Annotated in this window: 18 protein-coding genes; 6 read left to right on the forward strand and 12 right to left on the reverse strand. The window is 58.0% G+C overall.

Going from position 1 to position 19,703, the window contains the following annotated elements; all coding sequences use genetic code 11:
- Nucleotide 1: 1 nt before the first annotated feature.
- Genes kdsA through ACR3EP_RS00800 form a run of 3 tightly spaced genes read right to left on the reverse strand, consistent with a single transcriptional unit; the run spans nt 2 to nt 3,052 of the window.
- Entirely contained in the window at nt 2–835 is an 834-nt protein-coding gene (gene kdsA, locus ACR3EP_RS00790; protein ID WP_480635853.1) for a 3-deoxy-8-phosphooctulonate synthase, read from the reverse strand.
- A 5-nt stretch (nt 836–840) separates the two neighbouring features.
- Entirely contained in the window at nt 841–2,415 is a 1,575-nt protein-coding gene (locus tag ACR3EP_RS00795; protein WP_480635854.1) for a KpsE/RkpR family capsule polysaccharide export protein, read from the reverse strand.
- A complete protein-coding gene (locus ACR3EP_RS00800) occupies nt 2,393–3,052 on the reverse strand; it encodes an ABC transporter ATP-binding protein (RefSeq protein ID WP_170347894.1) in 660 nt (219 codons plus the stop codon). The genes ACR3EP_RS00795 and ACR3EP_RS00800 overlap by 23 nt, the downstream gene beginning before the upstream one ends.
- A 233-nt stretch (nt 3,053–3,285) precedes the next feature.
- Here ACR3EP_RS00800 and ACR3EP_RS00805 point away from each other — a divergent pair, with 233 nt between their 5' ends.
- Together ACR3EP_RS00805 and ACR3EP_RS00810 are read left to right on the forward strand one after the other, a co-directional pair.
- Nucleotides 3,286–3,873: a uracil-DNA glycosylase family protein gene (locus tag ACR3EP_RS00805; RefSeq protein WP_226688755.1), complete on the forward strand. Its 588-nt coding sequence runs from the start codon at nt 3,286–3,288 to the stop codon at nt 3,871–3,873.
- Entirely contained in the window at nt 3,866–4,654 is a 789-nt protein-coding gene (locus ACR3EP_RS00810) for an SseB family protein (protein WP_480635856.1), read from the forward strand. Before ACR3EP_RS00805 ends, ACR3EP_RS00810 begins: the two co-directional genes overlap by 8 nt.
- A 46-nt stretch (nt 4,655–4,700) precedes the next feature.
- Here the strand turns inward: ACR3EP_RS00810 and yghU are convergent, their stop codons facing one another.
- On the reverse strand, nt 4,701–5,579 hold the full coding sequence (yghU, locus tag ACR3EP_RS00815) for a glutathione-dependent disulfide-bond oxidoreductase (RefSeq protein ID WP_480635858.1): 879 nt from the start codon (nt 5,577–5,579) through the stop codon (nt 4,701–4,703).
- Nucleotides 5,580–5,810: 231 nt separating this feature from the next.
- Here yghU and ACR3EP_RS00820 point away from each other — a divergent pair, with 231 nt between their 5' ends.
- The gene (locus ACR3EP_RS00820) at nt 5,811–6,329 is read left to right on the forward strand and encodes a YHS domain-containing (seleno)protein (RefSeq protein WP_480635859.1); all 519 of its coding nucleotides are present in this window, start codon (nt 5,811–5,813) and stop codon (nt 6,327–6,329) included.
- Between the two features lie 52 nt (nt 6,330–6,381).
- On the opposite strand, the gene ACR3EP_RS00825 is transcribed toward ACR3EP_RS00820, so the two are convergent.
- Both ACR3EP_RS00825 and metF read right to left on the reverse strand, forming a co-directional pair.
- Nucleotides 6,382–7,044 (reverse strand): DnaJ domain-containing protein, encoded by a 663-nt coding sequence (locus tag ACR3EP_RS00825; RefSeq protein WP_254442389.1) that lies wholly within the window; start codon nt 7,042–7,044, stop codon nt 6,382–6,384.
- Between the two features lie 189 nt (nt 7,045–7,233).
- On the reverse strand, nt 7,234–8,100 hold the full coding sequence (gene metF / locus ACR3EP_RS00830; protein WP_425081076.1) for a methylenetetrahydrofolate reductase [NAD(P)H]: 867 nt from the start codon (nt 8,098–8,100) through the stop codon (nt 7,234–7,236).
- A 94-nt stretch (nt 8,101–8,194) separates the two neighbouring features.
- Here metF and ACR3EP_RS00835 point away from each other — a divergent pair, with 94 nt between their 5' ends.
- Both ACR3EP_RS00835 and ACR3EP_RS00840 read left to right on the forward strand, forming a co-directional pair.
- The gene (locus ACR3EP_RS00835; RefSeq protein ID WP_170395905.1) at nt 8,195–9,100 is read left to right on the forward strand and encodes a LysR family transcriptional regulator; all 906 of its coding nucleotides are present in this window, start codon (nt 8,195–8,197) and stop codon (nt 9,098–9,100) included.
- 96 nt (nt 9,101–9,196) lie between these two features.
- Complete coding sequence (locus ACR3EP_RS00840; RefSeq protein WP_170347901.1) at nt 9,197–9,982, forward strand: inositol monophosphatase family protein; 786 nt, start codon at nt 9,197–9,199, stop codon at nt 9,980–9,982.
- A gap of 72 nt (nt 9,983–10,054) precedes the next feature.
- On the opposite strand, the gene bhcD is transcribed toward ACR3EP_RS00840, so the two are convergent.
- The 4 genes from bhcD to bhcA form a co-directional block, all read right to left on the reverse strand.
- Nucleotides 10,055–11,044: an iminosuccinate reductase BhcD gene (gene bhcD, locus ACR3EP_RS00845; protein ID WP_480635861.1), complete on the reverse strand. Its 990-nt coding sequence runs from the start codon at nt 11,042–11,044 to the stop codon at nt 10,055–10,057.
- A gap of 77 nt (nt 11,045–11,121) precedes the next feature.
- Nucleotides 11,122–12,285 (reverse strand): 3-hydroxy-D-aspartate aldolase BhcC, encoded by a 1,164-nt coding sequence (gene bhcC / locus ACR3EP_RS00850; RefSeq protein WP_480635863.1) that lies wholly within the window; start codon nt 12,283–12,285, stop codon nt 11,122–11,124.
- 12 nt (nt 12,286–12,297) lie between these two features.
- A complete protein-coding gene (gene bhcB / locus ACR3EP_RS00855; protein WP_170360468.1) occupies nt 12,298–13,272 on the reverse strand; it encodes a beta-hydroxyaspartate dehydratase BhcB in 975 nt (324 codons plus the stop codon).
- Between the two features lie 11 nt (nt 13,273–13,283).
- A complete protein-coding gene (gene bhcA / locus ACR3EP_RS00860; RefSeq protein ID WP_170360466.1) occupies nt 13,284–14,474 on the reverse strand; it encodes an L-aspartate--glyoxylate aminotransferase BhcA in 1,191 nt (396 codons plus the stop codon).
- A 186-nt stretch (nt 14,475–14,660) separates the two neighbouring features.
- On the opposite strand from bhcA, the gene ACR3EP_RS00865 reads away from it, so the two are divergent.
- On the forward strand, nt 14,661–15,491 hold the full coding sequence (locus ACR3EP_RS00865) for an IclR family transcriptional regulator (RefSeq protein ID WP_170409018.1): 831 nt from the start codon (nt 14,661–14,663) through the stop codon (nt 15,489–15,491).
- Nucleotides 15,492–15,494: 3 nt separating this feature from the next.
- On the opposite strand, the gene ACR3EP_RS00870 is transcribed toward ACR3EP_RS00865, so the two are convergent.
- Nucleotides 15,495–16,238, reverse strand: a complete 744-nt coding sequence (locus ACR3EP_RS00870; protein ID WP_170360462.1) for a rhomboid family intramembrane serine protease — start codon at nt 16,236–16,238, stop codon at nt 15,495–15,497.
- Nucleotides 16,239–16,280: 42 nt separating this feature from the next.
- Entirely contained in the window at nt 16,281–19,682 is a 3,402-nt protein-coding gene (gene putA / locus ACR3EP_RS00875) for a bifunctional proline dehydrogenase/L-glutamate gamma-semialdehyde dehydrogenase PutA (RefSeq protein WP_480635865.1), read from the reverse strand.
- Nucleotides 19,683–19,703 lie beyond the last annotated feature (21 nt).

A 19,703-nucleotide genomic window follows, 5' to 3' on the forward strand; every position in this document is an offset into this window, starting at 1 on the left:
CTTAAATCTGAATCGGGTTGGCTTTGGCCAATGCATCAAAGCGCATCAATGTGTCAATCAATTGAGGCATTTGATCCAGATAGATCATGTTGGGGCCATCACAGGGGGCGTTGTCCGGATCTTGGTGTGTTTCCATGAATACACCGGCTACACCAACGGCAACAGCCGAGCGTGCCATAACGGGCGCAAATTCGCGCTGACCACCGGATGCACCTCCCAATCCACCGGGCTGAGCCACAGTGTGGGTGGCGTCCATTATCACCGGGTACCCGGTGCGAGCCATTTCCGGCAGAGATTGCATGTCCACCACGAGGCGGTTGTAGCCAAAGCTGACACCACGTTCCGTCAGCATGATGTTGTGATTGTCGGTGCTTTCGATCTTGGCCGCGACGTTCTGCATGTCCCAAGGGGCCAGGAACTGACCTTTTTTGACGTTGACCACCGCGCCTGTTGCGCCTGCGGATTTTAGAAGGGCGGTTTGACGGCAAAGGAAAGCGGGGATTTGCAGGATGTCACACACCTCGCCAACGGACGCGCATTGTTCCTTCTCATGCACATCCGTGGTGACTGGCACGCCAATGCTGTCCTTTACCGATTGCAGCACTGCCAAACCTTTGTCGAGGCCCAGTGCAGGAGCAGCGTTTACAGAGGTGCGGTTAGCCTTGTCGAACGAGCCTTTAAACACATACTGAGCACCGGCGGCGTCGCAGGCCTCTTTCATTTTGCCTGCGATCATCTGGGCGTGATCGGCGGTTTCAAGTTGGCAGGGGCCGGCAATGATCGTCAGAGGCAGATCATTACCGACCGTGAGATCGGAGATTTTTACATGTTTCATGTGTCTTACGAGGATACCTGTTCACGAAGGACCGACGCGGTAAGCGAGATCATCAGGTAGATACCAGCAAACAATAGGAAAGCCAAAATCGTATTTTCAAACTTGCGCGGATAGCTGGGTTCCTCACTGGCGACCGGGTTCACTGAAACCGTCAGATAACGCACTTTGCGGTTGGCTTCGGTCCGTGTGGTTTCCATCTGTTCCATTGCGGTTTGCAGCATCAAATCACGAGCCACAAGGTCGGCCTGGGCCATCTGAATTCGCACGCTTAAACGCGCCAGCGAGTTTTCGCCTGCTGACGCGTCCAGCATTTCGGCGTTCAGTTCTGCCAGGGCAACTTCAAGTCGTTGAATGTCCGCACGGACACCATCCACTTTGGCTTGGTTTGGGCGCAAGTTGTCCAAAAGTGCGGCCAGTTGCAGTTCTTTTTCCTGCAATTCGATTTCGATTACGTTGATCCGTTCGCGCAGGCCAAGGAGGACGTTTTCTGGGTCCAAAACCGCCCCCTGAAGCTGCAGCTCGATCAGTTCCTCCTGAGCTTTCCGGCGTTCGTTCTGAGCCAATTCAAAACCGGCCCGGGCATCGCGCATTTGGTCTTCGCGTTTCAATTCGGTCAGACCGTTGATGGTTTCCTCGGCATAGGACAGTAGAAGATTGGAAAGTTCGACTGAAATCTCGGGGCTTGGTGCCGCAACTTCCATCCGGATGATACCGTCGCTGGGGTCGTACCCAATGGTAATCATCCGCTTGTAAAGCTTATAGGTATCCTCAAGAGATGCATCCTGCGGCAGGCGTTGAATCGGATCGATCCAATCCTGCTTGAAGATTTCGGAAAAATTGGTGTCGTTCTCAAGTCGCACCAGCGCGTCTTTGGATTCCAAAAATTCCTGCGTGGCAACGGAATCTTGTGCAGTGGCGAATTGAGTGCCTGCAAGAAACCCACCAAAGGACGCCCCGCCGCCGTCTGCCTGCAAGATTGAAAAGGCGGAATCGCTGGCGTACATCGGTGTTGCGTACCGATAGAAATAGGTGCCCACAATCAGGGTCGGCAGCAGTACAAAGGCTGCCAGACGCGCAAACAGCGCAAACAGCTTGCGTTTGCGGCGGCGTGCGATGTCCTTCTGAATTTCACCGATTTCAAGATTTCGCCGCTCGGCTGGCGTTAGCTCCGGACCGGTCAGGTCTTGGGAAGAGTCCGAAATCGTCTGCGGCAACTGGATCTTGATCTTGTCCTTTGCCTGATCATTCGAACCTGTTTTTTCGGCTGCCAAATCCAGCAAGTTGGCACGTTCGAACGGATCGATGCCCTTTTTACGCAATAGCCGCACCGCGTCGTAATCCGACGTTGCAGCAAGCCCGTTTTTCTGGGCCAGACGACGCGCCACACGCAGTTGGCGACCGGTTAGCCCTTCGCGCTTGATCGCTTCAATATCGGTCGAGGGAGACGGGTTATTTGCCGCCTCAGACGGTTGCGTCGCTTTTCTGATGCGCGAAATCGCGTCGGCCCGTGCGTCTGCGGAACCCGAGCCCTGACGATTGCGGCGCCAGCGATATTTTTTAGCCTTGGGTTTGGTAGTCATATAACTGTCGTGCCTCTTCCAAGGTGTCGAACATGTAAAGCTGACCGTCCAATAGAACGGCCGCCTGCTGTGCAAATTTCTCAAGAACGTCGGGATTGTGGGACACGATCACCAGTGTGGTTGTCCGCAAACGCTCTCGCAGGATGTCACCTGCTTTTCGGTTGAATTCTACATCCGTGGATGAGGGCATGCCCTCATCAATCAGGTACATGTCAAAATCCAGCGCCAGCATCAGAGCAAAGGTAAAGCGAGCCCGCATACCGGATGAATAGGTCCCGATAGGCTGGTTGAAATACTCACCCAGATTGCACAGCCAGCTGCAATACGCCTCGACATAGTCGGGATCCATTCCATAGATTTTGGCGATGTAGCGGGCGTTTTCCAGGGCCGAAAGCTTTTTGACCACACCGCCGGAAAACCCCATCGGGAACGAGATGCGGCAGGATTTGCGGATCACACCTTCATCCGGTTTTTCCAGCCCGGCCATCATGTTGATCAATGTCGTCTTGCCGGTGCCGTTTGGGGCCAATATGCCAATCGACCGGCCCAGTTCGATCTGGAACGAGACCCGATCCAGGATCACCTTGCGGCGGGTCCCGGTCCAAAAGGACTTACTGACATTCTCAAACTCAAGCATTCACGGCCTGCTGCTCGGGCGTTTGTTTGGTACACCGCCCAGGTTGGTAAACCATCGACAAATTTATTGGTCCATGTTGGCTACATTATGTCGAATTGTGAAACAAATGATCAATGCGTACCGTCGCTGTGCTGTTGGTTTTGTGACTTTTGCATCTGTTGGCCTTGGGGTGTCCGTTGACTATCTTTCCTTTCGACCGTCAACCAATTTGATGCAGGAAGTCTTGCGATCTGATGAATTCGCTACAGAAAGAAATTGAGGCCTGCCGTATTTGCGCAGACAGGTTTCAGACCACGTTTACCGCGCATAAGCCGCGTCCGGTGGTCTGGTTTCGGTCTGGTACGCCATTGTTGATCGCAGGGCAGGCGCCTGGCGCGCGGGTCCATGCCTCGGGGCGTCCGTTCACCGATCCCTCTGGCGACCGTCTGCGGGACTGGCTGGGGATTGACGAGGCCGTATTCTATGACCGCGCCCGCGTGTCGATCGTTCCGATGGCCTTTTGCTTTCCTGGATATAACGAGCGTAAAGCCGACCTACCACCACCGCCCATCTGCGGAAAGACATGGCATGACAGGGTGATGGATGAGTTAGGCGAGGTACCGCTGACGGTTCTGGTCGGGGGGCATGCGCACAAATATCACTTGGGTGTACGTACGGCCGTGACCGAAACCGTGCGCAACTGGCGAGACCATGCGCCGCGCGTCTTTCCCTTGCCTCATCCGTCTTGGCGGAATACGGCATGGCTAAAGAAAAACCCGTGGTTCGAAGCTGAACTGCTGCCGGTTCTGCGTGCGCGGGTGCAAGAGGTTCTGAATGACTGACGCCACGGCCCTTGACGCCGCCCATGCCACGATGGAGGCAAATCCGCAGGATGACGCGGCGCGTCTGCGGTTTTTTGAGCGCCTGGCAGACTCTGAGCTGTTTCTGTTGCTGGCCGAAGAAGCGCAGGACGAGAATATCTTGCCCGAGCTGTTCGATGTTGCGGATGGCCGCTTTGTACTGGCCTTTGATCGCCACGACCGTTTGGCCCGATTTGCGGAACGTCCCGTGCCTTACGTCGCGCTGTCGGGGCGGGTGCTGTCGACGATGCTGGCAGGGCAGGGGATCGGGCTGGGTCTGAACCTTGAGGTCGCACCTTCATCCATGCTGATCCCGGCCGAAGCGCTGGGCTGGCTGGCCACCACGTTGGAACATGCACCAGAAAAGGTACAGCAACGTCTGGCAGAGTTCCTGCCGCCAAAGGGCATGCCGGATGATCTGTTGACAGCGCTGGACACGAAGCTGGCCACAGCCGTCGGCTTGGCCGAAGCTGCGTTTCTTGTTGGGACCAAGACGGAAGAGGGCGGCATGGGCCACCTTCTTGGTTTTGTCGGCGCGGTTGAGGGGGCTGAGCCCGCACTGGCCAAAGCCGCGTCCGAGGCACTGACCTTTTCCGGGATCGAGGCTGGGGCGATGGATGTTGGTTTTTTTGGCCTGCATGATCCAGCATCAGCGGCACTGGCACGGGTTGGCTTACGGTTCGACTTGCCACAGCCCGAGGCGCGGGTCATCGAACAGGTTACGCCGGGCAGTAACCCGGATAAGCCACCAATTTTGAAATAGGTGGTCAGGCAAGCCCCGCGATCCAACGAACCGCGGGGCGTCGCGACTATTCTGCTGCTGCTTCCAGCTTGTCTTGTGTGCGGGTGTCGAAATCGCTTGCGTCATGGCGTTCGTGCAGCTGCGTATGCGGCTCACCAAACGCACGGTTGACCATGCGGCCACGCTGAACAGCGGGGCGCGCGTCGATCGCCTTGGCCCACCGCATCACATTTTTATAGGACTCGACATCCAGGAACTCGGCGGCGCTGTAGAGGCGGCCCAACACCAGTTGGCCATACCAGGGCCAGATGGCCATATCAGCAATGGTATAGAGTTCGCCTGCAATATAAGCGTTTTCAGCCAGCTGCCGGTCCAGCACGTCCAGTTGCCGTTTGGCCTCCATCGCGAAGCGGTTGATCGGGTATTCCCATTTCTCAGGCGCATAGGCGTAGAAATGGCCAAAACCGCCGCCAAGATAAGGCGCACTGCCCATCTGCCAAAATACCCAGTTCATCACCTCGGTGCGTTCCTGACCCGATTTCGGCAGGAAAGCATCGAACTTTTCGGCCAAATGGAACAGGATCGAGGCGCTTTCGAAAACACGCACAGGCGCATCACCCGAGCGGTCCCAAAGCGCAGGGATTTTTGAGTTCGGATTGGCGTCGACAAAGCCCGAGCTGAACTGGTCCCCCTCGCCGATATTAACCAGCCATGCGTTGTATTCGGCACCTTCGTGACCCAGCGCCAGTAGTTCTTCCAGCATCACTGTGACTTTGACACCGTTTGGGGTAGCCAGTGAATAAAGTTGCAATGGATGCTTTCCGACCGGCAGGTCCTTGTCGTGGGTCGCTCCGGCAATGGGTCGGTTGATATTGGCAAATCGACCACCGCTTTCGCTGTCCCATGTCCAGACTGCGGGGGGCGTGTATGGGGATTGCTCGCTCATCTATCGTCTTTCTCAGCTGCGTTCTGGTAAAGTTTATGTCCGTCTCAACAGCTAATGTTGCAAAGCCCCGAGTCCAACCCCGGATGTTGGGGCAGTTTTGTAACATTCGGGATCGGACCTCTCACATTTCTTCATGCGATGTCACAGCGGCGCGAGCAGGACTGCCCATTGGGGCGAAAATATCTATTCTCTCAGCAAGTGCCCAACCCCGAGGACAAAAGGATTTACCACATGAAACGCTTTGCCCTGACTTTCGTGACAGCTTTGGCCTTTGCCGAGCCGGCTTTCGCCGGTGATCAGTATGTAGACGGCACCGGTTTTGCCGTGTCGGGTTACGACGTTGTCGCCTATCGTGGCCTGGATCAGGCGCCGGTTGGCCAAGCCCAGCCCGAGGCCGTGCGTGGCCGTTCTGATATTACAGCGGACTATAACGGTGCCACCTGGGCGTTCTCGACCGAAGAGAACCGCGATAAGTTTCTTGATAACCCCGCCTATTACGCCCCGGCCTATGATGGGCATTGCGCTTACGGTGTATCGCGTGGTGGCAAGGTTCCGGCGAACCCGAACCTGTGGCGGATTGTCGATGACAAGCTGTACCTGAACATCACTGATGTTGTTGTCGGCTTTTTTGAAGAGGATATCCCCGGCAACATCAATCTGGCCGAAGGCAACTGGCCGGGGATCGAAGGCGATGACGCATCGACCAGCGTTATTCCGAAATTCACCTCTGAAGGTCCGATCGCAAACTAATACGCTACTCACCAAAGCTAAACCCGGCCCACACTAGGCCGGGTTTTTGCTGTTAGCCAGCCAGCCAGAAGTCGTCGCGCATCTGTTGATCCGCGTCGAACTTGATGCGAACGCTTTTCGCGCCGGGAAACTTTCGTTCGGTGATCGTGTCGGGAACCACGACTTCTCCGGCGCCTGCATCGTTCGACTGAAAGCTCAGCACTTCGGTTTCCGTCCGCCGGGCCGAGGCAAGAACCGAGGTTGGCAGCGCCACCCGGTTGGACCCTTCACAAACCGGTGTTGGAACAAAATAAGTCAGATGACGGCCATAGAACCCAACGGCTTCAGGGACATGGTCCGCTTCGATTGAGGTCTGAGATTCCGGGTTTGCGCCATCCGGGCTGTGCGCCAGAGCTGTGTTCAGCAACACGCGGCAGGCGTCGATATCGGCACTTTCCAATTCAATGACACGTTTGCGTAGCTTCGGCCGGCGCGGCATGCCGGTGGCACGTCCTTTGACGGTCAGCCCTTCGCGGCGTAAAAAATCATACGCCTCTTTGGCGCGCGCGAAATGTGTGCAATCGCCGTTTCTGTGGTCTGGATGTGCGTGAAATGCGATGTGGCGCCAAGCATCTCGGATATCGTCGGACCCTGCATTCTGGTCCAAGCCCAAAGCTTCGAGCGCGTCAACGCGTGCATTTATCTTTTCAACAGGCTCCATAGCCAAAACACTCATTAAACAAACACTGCGAACTCAGTGTGTGGAGGCTCACGAATTTGTCAAACTTTATCAAAAATTTATCGCTATTTGGGGGACAGTTCGAAAGGGGTCGCGCTATTGTTCACATCCCGGTTGCACTTGTGATCCCGCAAAAAAGCCCGGAGCCTTGGTAGGGTCCGGGCAAAGTAATCAACAGGGATCAAATCAGGCGACGTTTTGCAATTCGGCCTTTGGAGTAATACCCAGTGCAAAACACACGTCGCGCGTCAGTTCAGGCCGATTCAGGGTATAGAAATGTAGCTTGTCCACGCCTTCGTCGATCAGGTCCGAACACAGTTCGGTGCATAGTGCTGTGGCCAGCAGATCCTCTCGATTATCGCGAATCGCCTTTTCAAAGGCGTTTTCGACCCAGTCAGGGATATGCGCACCACAGCGGCGGGCAAAATTGCGGGCACCTTTCCAGTTCTCGATGGGCAGGATGCCGGGCACGATGGGCTTGTCGATCCCGGCTTTTTCGCAGGCATCGCGGAAGCGGAAAAAGGTCTCGGCCTCAAAGAAGAACTGCGTCAGGGCTTCGTCCGCACCGGCATCCAGCTTGGCCTTGAGCCAGTCGACATCAGCCGAAAAATCCTGTGCCTCGGGGTGCTTGTCGGGATAGGCGCCGACGCGGATGCTGAACATTTCGGTTTCAGCCAGGGCTTCGATCAACTCGACCGAGTTTGCGAACCCATCGGGATGCGGCACGAACCGATCCTGACCTTTCGGCGGATCACCCCGCAGGGCGACAATGTCCTGAACCCCGGCACGCGCGAATGTGTCGGCGATCTCCAGCGTTTCCTGGCGCGAGGCGTCCACGCAGGTCAGGTGCGCTGCCACAGGAAGGCCGGATGATTTGTGCAGGGTGGCCACGGCATCGCGGGTTAGTTCGCGGGTTGTGCCGCCCGCCCCATAGGTGACCGAGACAAAGCGCGGCTCAAGCGGGGCCAGCGTCTGAACCGTATCCCACAGGCGGAATGAGGCCTCGAGCGTTTGCGGCGGGAAAAACTCGAATGAAATTTCTGGTTTCGTCATGGCTGCCTCACTGGTCCTATCTGTGGCCCTTGTGCCAGTTTGCGCATTGTGAGACAAACTCATATTACTCAAGAACAACATGAGCCGCACTACAATGCACATCGAATTCCGACACCTGCGTACGATTAAGGCCATCCATGAATGCGGCGGCCTGGCCCGTGCGGCGGATCAGCTGAACATCACGCAATCCGCGCTGAGCCATCAGATCAAGGGGTTGGAGGATCAGGCGGGGGTCGAATTGTTCCTGCGCCGGTCCAAGCCGATGAAACTGTCGGCGGCGGGCTTGCGTCTGTTACGGCTGGCAGAGCAGATTCTGCCGCAACTTGAGGCGACGCAACAGGAATTTTCCTCTCTGCGGGACGGCCGCACGGGGCGGATGCATATCGCCATCGAGTGTCACGCCTGTTTCGAATGGCTGTTCCCGGTGCTGGAGTCTTTCCGCAAATCCTGGGGCGACGTAGATGTCGATATCCGCCCAGGTCTGGCCTTTGACGCTTTGCCTGCCCTGCAGAAGGAAGAGGTCGATCTGGTGGTGTCGTCCGACCCTGAGGAGCTGCCGGGCATAGAATTCATCGAACTGTTTGACTATGACGCGGTCTTTGTCGCGTCGTCCTCGCACCCCTTGGCGCAGAAAGAGTTCATCGAGGCCGAGGATTTCAGAGGGCAAACCCTGATTACATACCCGGTCGAACGCACACGTCTGGATGTGTTCAGCCAATTGCTGATCCCGGCACGCGTTGAACCGGCCGCAATCCGGCAGGTGGAATTGACGGCAGTGATCCTGTTGCTTGTGGCCTCGAACCGGGGCGTTGCTGCGTTGCCTGACTGGGTCGTGCGCGAGGTAAAATACAACTCGGACTATGTCACCCGCCCGCTGACGGAAAACGGAATTACCCGCACATTGTACGCGGCTGTGCGCTCGGAAGACCTGGAAAAACCCTATGTGCAGGAACTGATCGAGCTGGCGGGAACCGAGGCGCGCAAGCTGCAAGCGCAATAGGTCAAAAACGCGGGTCTGCTATGCGCATCATTCCTCTTGGCAAGGGCGCGTTGCACCAGTATACGCGCGGTTTGACCGGACAGGAGCCTTTGGACAATGGTTGGCAGTGCAAACCTCAACATCATGATCAAAGCCGCGCGCAAGGCGGGGCGTTCTTTGGTCAAGGATTTTCGTGAAGTCGAGAACCTTCAGGTGTCGATGAAAGGCGCGGGCGACTTTGTCTCCAAGGCCGACATTGCCGCCGAGGCAATCCTGAAAGAGGAACTGCTGGGTGCGCGCCCAACCTATGGCTGGTTGGCCGAAGAGGGCGGCGCGATTGATGGTGAGGACCCAACCCGCCGTTGGATCGTAGACCCGTTGGACGGCACAACCAACTTCCTGCACGGCCTGCCGCACTGGGCGGTGTCGATTGCGCTGGAACACAAGGGCAAGATCGTGGCCGGAGTGATCTATGACGCCGCCAAGGATGAGATGTTCTTTGCCGAAAAAGGTGAAGGCGCATGGATGAACGATACCCGTATCCGTGTCTCGGGCCGTCATCGCATGATCGAGTCCATCTTCTCGACAGGTTTGCCATTTGGTGGCCGCTCGGACCTGCCTGCCACGTTGCAGGATCTGGCCCGGCTGATGCCTGCCTGCGCTGGCGTGCGCCGCTGGGGCGCTGCGGCGCTGGACATGGCCTATGTGGCCGCAGGCCGCTATGAAGGGTTCTGGGAGCGTCGCCTGAACGCCTGGGACGTGGCTGCTGGGATCATCATCGTGAAAGAGGCCGGTGGCTTTGTGCAAGCCCTGAACCCCGAAGGCAACGTGCTTGAGGATGGCGAGGTGATCTGCGCCAATGAGCCGATCTTTGACCAGTTCGCCAAGGTGATCCGGGGCTAAGCTTCCTGCAAATCCATTAAAAAAAAGCGCGCCCTGTTACAGGCGCGCTTTGTTGTTTCAAAGAGACTGGATTCAGAGGGTCGCGCGCTGCGCCAGCCCGGCTTCATCCGCCAGCCGTGCGGCAACAGATGCAACCGCCAGGTCCTGTAGCCCAACACCGGTTCCGTCGAACAAGGTAATTTCATCCGCGCTTGCCCGCCCCGAATGGTCACCATTGATGACGGCACCGATTGGGGTGATCTGATCTTCGGTCAACGAGCCGTTTGCGATGGCATGCTGAGCTTCGCCAAGGGTGACCGATTGGGCAACTTCGTCGGTGTAAACCGTTGCACTGGCAACCAGAGCGGCATCGACTTCTTGCTTGCCTACCGTATCGGTGCCCATGCAGGCCAGATGGGTGCCCGGTTTGATCCAGTCTTTCATCAGCAAAGGTTCAAACGCCGACGTGATGGTGATGATGACATCCGCCTGTGCGCCCAGCTCTTCTTGACTAACAGCTTCGAAGTCGAGGCCGATTTCTTTCGCGACCTCACCCAGACGCGGAAGCATCTCGGGGTGGGGGTTCCAGGCAACGACTTTTTCAAAGTCGCGTTGCTCGGCTGCGGCGCGCAGTTGGAAGGCAGATTGATGGCCAGCGCCAACCATGCCCAGAACCTTGGAGTTCTTTCGGGCCAGATGGGCGATGGAAACGGCAGACGATGCAGCCGTGCGCACGGCGGTCAGGTAGTTGCCGCCGACCAGTGCAGACAGACGCCCGGTGTCCGGGTCGAACAGGAAGACAGTGGATTGGTGGTTGGTCAACCCTTTGTCCAGATTGCCCGGCCAGTAGCCGCCGGATTTGACACCCAGCACCTGACCTGCGCGGTCAAAGCCGGATTTGAATCCATAAAGCGCATCGGCATAGCCAATCGCTTCACGGATGACCGGAAAGTTGTAAGCATCACCGCGCGCCATTGCGGCGAACACGTCCTGCACCGCGTCAAACGCGTCGCTGCGGCCAACCAGTTGCTGGCACAGATCTTCTCCGACGATCAGCAAGGGTTTTTCCGACATATCTTTCATGACCTTTTCCTTAGCTTGAGGGCAGGTCCGGGCGGCAGGGAAGGGAAGAACCGCCGCCCGGATCAATGCGGTTCGGCTTAATACGCCTTACCGCGAGCGGATACTGGCCAGAGGGTTTCGACCTTGCCGTTGCGCACCCCAACATACCAATCATGGACGTTGGCGGTGGGATCGCAGTGACCCGGAACCAAGCGCAGTTTGTCGTTCACCTTCAGCGCACCATCGGGATCAGCGACAACACCGTGTTCGTCCGAACACTTGATGTATTCCACATCGGTGCGCCCAAAGATCACCGGCAAGCCACTGTCCACCGACTGCGCTTTGAGGCCTGCATCGACAATGGCCTTGTCGGCCTTGGCGTGGCTCATGACGCTGGTGAGGATGAAGAACGCGTTCTCCCATTCTCCACGGTCGATGCGGTTGCCGTCCTGATCAAGGATACGACCATAATCGGCGTCCATGAAGGCGTAGGAACCGCACTGCAGTTCGTTGTACACGCCCGAAGTGCTTTCAAAATAGTAAGACCCGGTGCCGCCACCGCCGACAATGTCACACTCCAGACCTTCTGCGGCCAACCCGTCCACTGCGTCTTTGACCTGTGCCACGGCAACGTCGATCTTGGCCTTGCGGTCCTCATAAATGTCCATGTGCTGCATCGCGCCCTGGTAAGCCTGAATGCCAGAGAACGTCAGCCCCGGAGCCGCGTCGATGGCTTTGGCGATGGCGATTACCTCGGGCGTCGTCGTCACGCCGCAGCGACCTGCGCCGCAGTCAATCTCCACCAGACATTCGATCTGGGTGCCATGGCGTTGTGCCGCCTCGGACAGATCGGCGACATTGTCGATGTCGTCGACACAGCAGATCGTCCGTGCGCCCAGCTTGGGCATGCGCGCAAGGCGGTCGATCTTGGCCGGGTCGCGCACTTGGTTCGAGACCAGGACGTCTTTGATACCGCCGCGGGCAAAGACCTCGGCCTCAGAGACTTTCTGGCAACATACCCCACAGGCCCCGCCTAGCTCGACCTGCAGCTTTGCCACATCGACGGATTTATGCATCTTGCCATGCACCCGGTGACGCATCCCATGGGCCTTGGCATAGTCACCCATCTTTTTGATGTTGCGCTCCAGCGCGTCCAGATCCAGCACCAGGCTTGGCGTCTGAATATCGGCCTCGTCCGTGCCAATCGCGGCAGGAATGTCAAAGCCAACTTCAAGCTGATCAATATTCACAGGCTTGTTCATATTTCTTCCTCCTCAGCCCTTGATCCAGGGCAATTTATCCAAATCCACGTTGCCACCAGTGATGATCACGCCGACGCGTTTGCCCTTGAACACTTCGGGGTGTTTCAGGATGGTGGCCAATGGCACGGCGCTGCTGGGCTCCATCACGACACGCAGGTATTTCCAGGTGATCTTCATCGCCTCGACGATTTCGTCTTCACTGGCGGTTTGAATGTCGGTGACAAAGCGGGACACGAAGTGCCAGGTGTTTTCCTTCAGCGGCACTTTCAGACCGTCGGCGACAGTGATCGGCGCGTCATCCGCGATGATGTGCCCGGCCTTGAAGCTGCGATAGGCGTCGTCGGCTTGTTCCGGTTCGGCGGCGTATATCTTTACCTCGGGGGCCGCGTTCGACAGGGTCAGGCACGTGCCCGAGATCATGCCGCCGCCACCAATGGGTGCGACTACAGCGTCCACACCGTCGGTTTGCTCAAGCAGTTCGGCGGAACAGGTGGCTTGCCCTGCAATTACGCGCGGGTCGTTGTAGGGGTGAACGAACTCACCGCCCGTCCGGCCTTGCACTTCGGCAAACACGGCCTCACGCGAGGTGGTCGAAGGTTCACACTCGGTGATGATCCCGCCATAACGGCGCACCGCGTCTTTCTTGGCTTGCGGTGCCGTGCGCGGCATCACGACGTTACAGGGAATACCCCGCCGTCCGGCTGCATATGACAAACTGAGCGCATGGTTGCCCGAAGAGTGGGTGGCCACGCCGCGCTTTGCAGCGTCGTCATCCAGCCCAAAGACCGCATTGCAGGCCCCGCGCACTTTGAAGGCCCCGGCTTCTTGGAAGTTTTCACATTTAAAGAACAGCTGTGCGCCGGTCAGTTCGTCCAGATAGTCCGAACGCATCACTGGGGTGCGGTTGATATGTGGCCGAATCCGTTCGTGCGCTTCGCGCATGTCGGCCAGCGTCAGGCTTTCAGCTGTGGTGAGTGCGTCCAACATCAAGCTCCTCCTTAAGCTGCGGATTGCATCGGTGTGGCGCTGCCGCTGCGGAAGTACTCCTGCGCTGCTGCAACACCGCTGCCCAACGTGATCGGATAGTCCAGATCAGCCATCGCCATTTCGATCGTGGCCAGACCGGACAGAACCATTACATCCGTCAGGCTGCCCAGATGGCCGATACGGAAGGCTTTGCCGTTCATTTCGCCCAACCCGATGCCAAAGCTTACGCCATAGGCATTAAAGGCGTGATCGGTCAGCGCATTGCTGTCAAAGCCTTCAGGTACGTAGATCGCACTGACGGTATCGGAATACAGGTCGGGCGATTGCGCCACCAACTCCAGCCCCCAGGCGGCAGTTGCCTTGCGGACCCCTTCGGCCAGACGGAAATGGCGGGCATATACGTTGTCCAGCCCTTCCTCGAACAGCATCTTCAGGCTTTCGCGCATACCATAGATCAGCTGCAGTGGTGGGGTATAGGGAAACCCGCCCGACGCATTTGCGTTCATCATGTCGCGGAAATCAAAGAAGGTGCGCGGCAGTTGGGCCGTTTCCATCGCAGCCAGCGCCTTGGGGCTGACACACAGGATCGCCATACCGGTTGCCAGCATGAAGCCCTTTTGCGAACCCGACACCGCGATATCGACGCCCCAGCCATCAAACTCGAACGGCATCGAGGCCAGTGAACTGACGCAATCCACAAACAGCATCGCCGGGTGGTCGCTGGCATCCATTGCCTTGCGCACCGCTCCGATATCCGAGCGTACGCCGGTCGCCGTTTCGTTATGCGTTACCAGAACTGCTTTGATCTTATGCTCTTTGTCTGCGGCAAGAGCTTCAGCAAACTTATCGGCGGGCGCGCCGCTGCCCCAGGGGCATTCGATGATGCGGACATCCAGGCCGTGCCGTTGGCACAGGTCGATCCAGCGATGGCTGAACATGCCATAGCGCGCAACCAGTACGCTGTCGCCGGGGCTGAGCGTATTGGTCACCGATGCCTCCCAGCCGCCTGTTCCGCTGGCCGGGAAGGTGATGATCTTCCCTTCTTTGGTTCCAAACACCTTTTTGGTGTCTTCCAGCACAGGGGCAAAGGTTTCGACAAAATCAGGCGCGCGGTGGTCTTGTGTCTGGACCTGCATCGCTAGGCGCAACCGATCCGGGATATTGGTGGGGCCGGGAATGAATACCGGGTTTTGATTGGACATTTCTAGATCCTCCGATTTGAAGAAGAGTGTTGTCGAAATCGCTCCTTGGCGCAATTTTCTTGAAAAATATTTTCATTTTTGCAATTAAATAAATAATCCATTGAATAGATGTGATTTTCCGTTTTTCATTTTTGAGTTTCAGAAAGCGGGATGAAAAAAACTTTGCCGGTCTGAAAGGAGAAATCAGTGACGGACACCCCCAAAAGGCCGCGCGGCAGGCCCAAATCGCTGTTCAAGGAAAGCTCGGCCGGGACCATGCAATCACTGGATCGGGCGCTGGTTGTTCTGACCGCAGTGGCACGAATGGAACGCGCTGCGCTAAGCGATCTTGCGCGCGAAGTGGATGTACCTACAGCCACTACGCACCGCATTCTGGCGACGTTGCAGAAACATGGGTTTGTCGCCTTCGATGACGAACGGCAGGAGTGGATGATCGGGATTGAAGCGTATCGCACCGGCGCTTCGTTCCTGCGTCGAAACAGCGTGATTGAAATCGGGCGACCGATCTTGCGGCGTTTGATGCAAGAAAGTGGCGAAACCGCGAATTTGGCCGTGCCAGACGGGTCCGAAGTGGTTTTTGTCGGACAGGTTGAAACGCCGAACCCGATCCGGGCGTTTTTCCCACCGGGTGCGCGGACGCCGATGTACGCGTCCGGCACTGGCAAAGCGATATTGGCCGCGATGAGCGAGTCTGCGGCCAGCAAAGCATTGGCGGCTGACGCTGTTCGTTTCACCTCACATACGTTGCTGCCGAACGAAGGGTTAGAGGCGGATTTGGCTAAAACCCATGCCCGCGGCTGGTCGCATGATCATGAGGAACGGTACGAAGGCATGTCCTGTATTGGTGCCGCCATCTACAATGACCGGGGCGAACCCTGTGCCGGGATTTCCGTGTCTGGGCCGTCTGTCCGGTTCATTGCCGACCGGGCAACAGAACTGGGTGCGTTGGTTCGGGACGCCGCAGAAGAGATCACGCAGCTCAGCGGCGGTCGATTACCGAAGCCGCCTGAGGACTAGCGCCTATTTTCGCGGGACCCGTGGAATGCGGGATTGCGATAATTTGTATTTGTGTTCGGGGTGGGGCGGGTGGCCGTGGGTGCGGCCCCAATACGCGGGGCCACCTCGTTTAAGCCAAAGCGGGACGCACAGGACCAGGCCGACAAAAAAGCCGCCCGTGTGCGCCCAATAGGCAACTCCACCTTCGTCCGGGTTGCTTGCAAGGCTGCCCATGAATTGAAGGCCCAACCAGATGCCCAGCATGAGGAAAGCCGGGATGGTGAAAATCCGAAAATAGACGATCAGAATCAGCAGAACGTCTACGCGCGCTTTGGGGAACAGCAAAAGATAGCCGCCCATCACCCCGGCAATCGCACCCGAGGCTCCAATGGTCGGCACCACCGAATCCGGCGCGGTGGCAACGTGGATCAGGCCTGCGCCGACACCAGCCAGCAAATAGAACAGCAGGAAGGGCAGGTGGCCCATCTCATCTTCAAGATTGTCCCCGAAAATCCAGAGAAACAGCATGTTCCCGGCCAGATGCATCCATCCACCATGCAGAAACATCGACGTCACAAGGGTTTCGAACGCAAATCCATCGGTGATCCTCGCCGGGATGATAGCATAGTCGAAATACAGCCTGTTGATCAGCGGTGCATTATCCATAATCCCCACATAGCTGAAGAAAATCAGGATATTGGCTGCCATCAGTAGGTAAACGACATAGGGCGTGCGCCCAGACGGATTGTGGTCACGGATCGGAAACATGGGGGGACGCTGGGCTTTTCCCGGCCCAGCGTCAAGGTACGGTTACGCCGCACCTCCCAACAAGGCCGCATTGCCTCCGGCGGCGGTGGTGTCGACGCAGACGTGACGCTCGCCCAGAACCCGCGCCCGGTCAGGCCGACCGGGGATCAGCGGCAGGATCGGGCCGTCACGGCGGGCCAGGTGGCGTTCGATCTCGCGCGCGGTTTCGTCATCTCCCCACCACAGAACTCCTGAGATATTGGCGATGTTCTCTAGCCTGTGCAGGTCCACCATTCCGGTCGCTAGAATGGCGGTGCCGCCCAGGGCTGCGACTGCTTCGGCCTGCGCTTGTGCGGCCTCGGGTCCTGGCCCCATGCACAACAATGGCGCGCGGGGGAATTCACTCAGTCGGTTGGATTCGCCGGTCGGGCCGGGCAGGGATTGCGTGCGTACGGCAGCAGGCTGGCCTTGCGGATCGGGTAGATCGCCCATCGTGTTGTTCCAATTCGCCGTGCTGTGTTGACGATCCGGTGCACAGAAGCGTGCCATGTAGTTCGGTCCACCCGCCTTGGGTCCAGTGCCCGACAGACCTTCGCCGCCAAAGGGCTGAGATCCCACGATCGCACCAATCTGGTTGCGGTTGACATAAATGTTGCCCGCGTGAACGGCCTCGGTGATGTGTTGCACCCGGTCATCGATGCGGGTGTGCAGGCCGAAAGTCAGCCCATAACCCGTGGCATTGATGTCGGCGATGACCTGATCAATCTCAGCAGCCTTGAAGCGGACGACATGCAGGACCGGGCCAAACACTTCACGCTCCAGTGCGCTGATACCGGGGATTTCGATCAGGGTAGGGGCGATGAAAGTCCCTTCGGGGGGCGTGTTCAGTTCCTTCACTACCCGGCCTTCTGCGCGCGCTTGCGCGATGTGGTCCGCAATGCCTTGCAGCGCGTCCTGATCAATGACCGGGCCGCAGTCGGTCGACAAAAGCCATGGGTCACCGACCTGCAAAGCCTCCATCGCGCCGGTCAGCATGTTCAGCAAGTCGTCGGCGATATCTTCCTGCACATAGAGGCAGCGCAGGGCCGAGCATCTCTGACCCGCAGATTGAAATGCGCTTTCGATGATGGATTGCACGGCTTGTTCAGGCAGTGCGGTGCTGTCCACAATCATGGCGTTCAATCCGCCGGTTTCCGCGATCAAAGGCGTGCCAGGTTTCAGGTTCTCTGCCATTGCTGAACGAATTTTCAATGCGGTGGCGGTCGAGCCTGTAAAGGCGACCCCAGACACGCGCGGGTCTGACGTCAACGCCGCCCCGACGGACGGCCCACCGGGCAGCAGTTGCAGAACGTCGCGCGGTACTCCGGCCTCGTGCAGCAGTTGGACAGCCCGGTGCGCGACCAACGGTGTTTGCGGCGCAGGCTTGGCTAGAACGGCGTTGCCGGTGGCCAAAGCCGCCGAAATCTGCCCGGTAAAGATTGCCAGCGGAAAGTTCCAGGGGCTGATGCAAGTAAACGTGCCCGCCAGTTCAGCCGCCGGGATATTAGCAGCATAATAACGAAGGAAATCGACCGCCTCGCGCAGTTCAGCGACCGCATCGGGAATCGATTTGCCAGCCTCTCGCGCCAGCAGAGCGAAAAGCTCACCATAATGTGCTTCGTACAGATCAGCTGCTGTATTCAATACCTGCGCCCGTAGTTCAGCCGGAGCATTCCACGGAGCCGCCGTGGCCAACGCAAGTTCGACATCCTGAGCGCTGGCCGGGGCGACTGCGCCCGGACGGTCCTGTGGATGCGCCGGATTGGTGACGGGTTCGTCAGCGTCGGGATGCGCGTCTTGTGACAGAAGCGGCTGCGCGTACCAGTGATGCGCGCGAAACGCATCGCGGGCGGCGTCAATCCGATCGAGCGTCGGTGTGTGTTGCAGATCGAACCCTTTAGAATTGGGTCGCTCGGGTTGAAACAGTTCAGGGCCGGTTGGCAGCGGTGATTTTGGTTCTGCAATGGTGTCGAACGGGTCCGAGGCGACCTCCTCGGGTGGCACATTTTCATCGACGATCTGGTTCACGAAGGATGAGTTCGCACCGTTTTCAAGCAAACGCCGCACCAGATAGGCCAAAAGATCGCGATGTGCTCCGACCGGAGCGTAAATTCGGCAGCGAGTGTTGCTTTGATCGCGAACGATCTGATGCAAAGTTTCGCCCATGCCATGCAAACGCTGAAACTCGAACGGTTGCGCGTCGGCCATATGCAGGATTGCGCTGACGGTATGGGCGTTATGGGTGGCAAATTGCGGGTAAATCCGGTCGGTCATACCCAACAGCTTGCGGGCATTGGCGATGTACGAGATATCGGTCGCCGCCTTGCGTGTGAAAACCGGGAAACCGTCGACACCCTCGACCTGCGCGCGCTTGACCTCAGTATCCCAATAGGCCCCTTTGACCAGCCGGACCATCAGTTTGCGGTCATGACGTTCTGCCATGTCATAGAGCGTGTCCAGAACAAGCCCCGCACGCGGACCATAGGCTTGCACGACAATGCCGAAACCATCCCAACCGGCCAATGCGGGCTCACCCATAACGGCCTCGATCACTTGCAGGGAAAGCGACAGGCGGTCGGCTTCCTCGGCGTCTACATTCAGGCCCATACCGGCGGCTTTGGCCAACAGGCACAGGGCGCGCAGGTGAGGGACAAGCTCTTCCATCACCCGTTGTTCCTGCGCCAGTTCATAGCGCGGATGCAGGGCTGACAGCTTCACCGATATCCCCGGATTGGCCCGGATATCGTCATGGGTGCAGGCATCGGCAATGGCCGCGATGGCGCGGGAATAAGACAGGTGATAACGGGCGGCGTCAGCTTCGGTGCGCGCCGCCTCGCCCAGCATGTCGTAGGAATAGGTGTAACCCTTTGCCTCCATCCCGGCGGCCCGGTCCATGGCGGACTGGATAGTCTCACCCAGTACGAATTGACGGCCCATTTCTTTCATCGCGCGGCCAACGGCCGTACGGATCACCGGTTCGCCCAATCGTTTGATGGCCCCACGCAGGGCGCCGACGGGCGACGCTTTGCCCTCGTCCAGAACCTTTCCGGTCAGCATCAGCGCCCAAGTTGACGCGTTCACCAGCGAAGACGATGACTGCCCCAGATGTTTGCCCCAATCCGACGGTGCGATCTTATCCTCGATCAGCGCGTCGATGGTGTCGGCATCAGGGACGCGCAGCAGCGCCTCGGCCAGACACATCAGCGCGATGCCCTCGTCGGTGGACAGGCCGTATTCGGCCAGAAACACCTCCATCATGCCGGGCGAAGTACTGGACCGGATGTCACGCACCAACTGAGCCGCTGCTGCGCAGATCGCCGTGCGGTCGGCTTGGGGCAGCTTGGCATGTTCGACCAACTGATCCAATACTGCAGACTGGTCAGCATAGGTCTGGCCGTCGATATGGGTGCGCAGGCTGTGTGTCATGTATCCTCCGGGCTTTTGGGG

The sequence above is a fragment of the Ruegeria sp. BB10 genome (assembly GCF_056535725.1).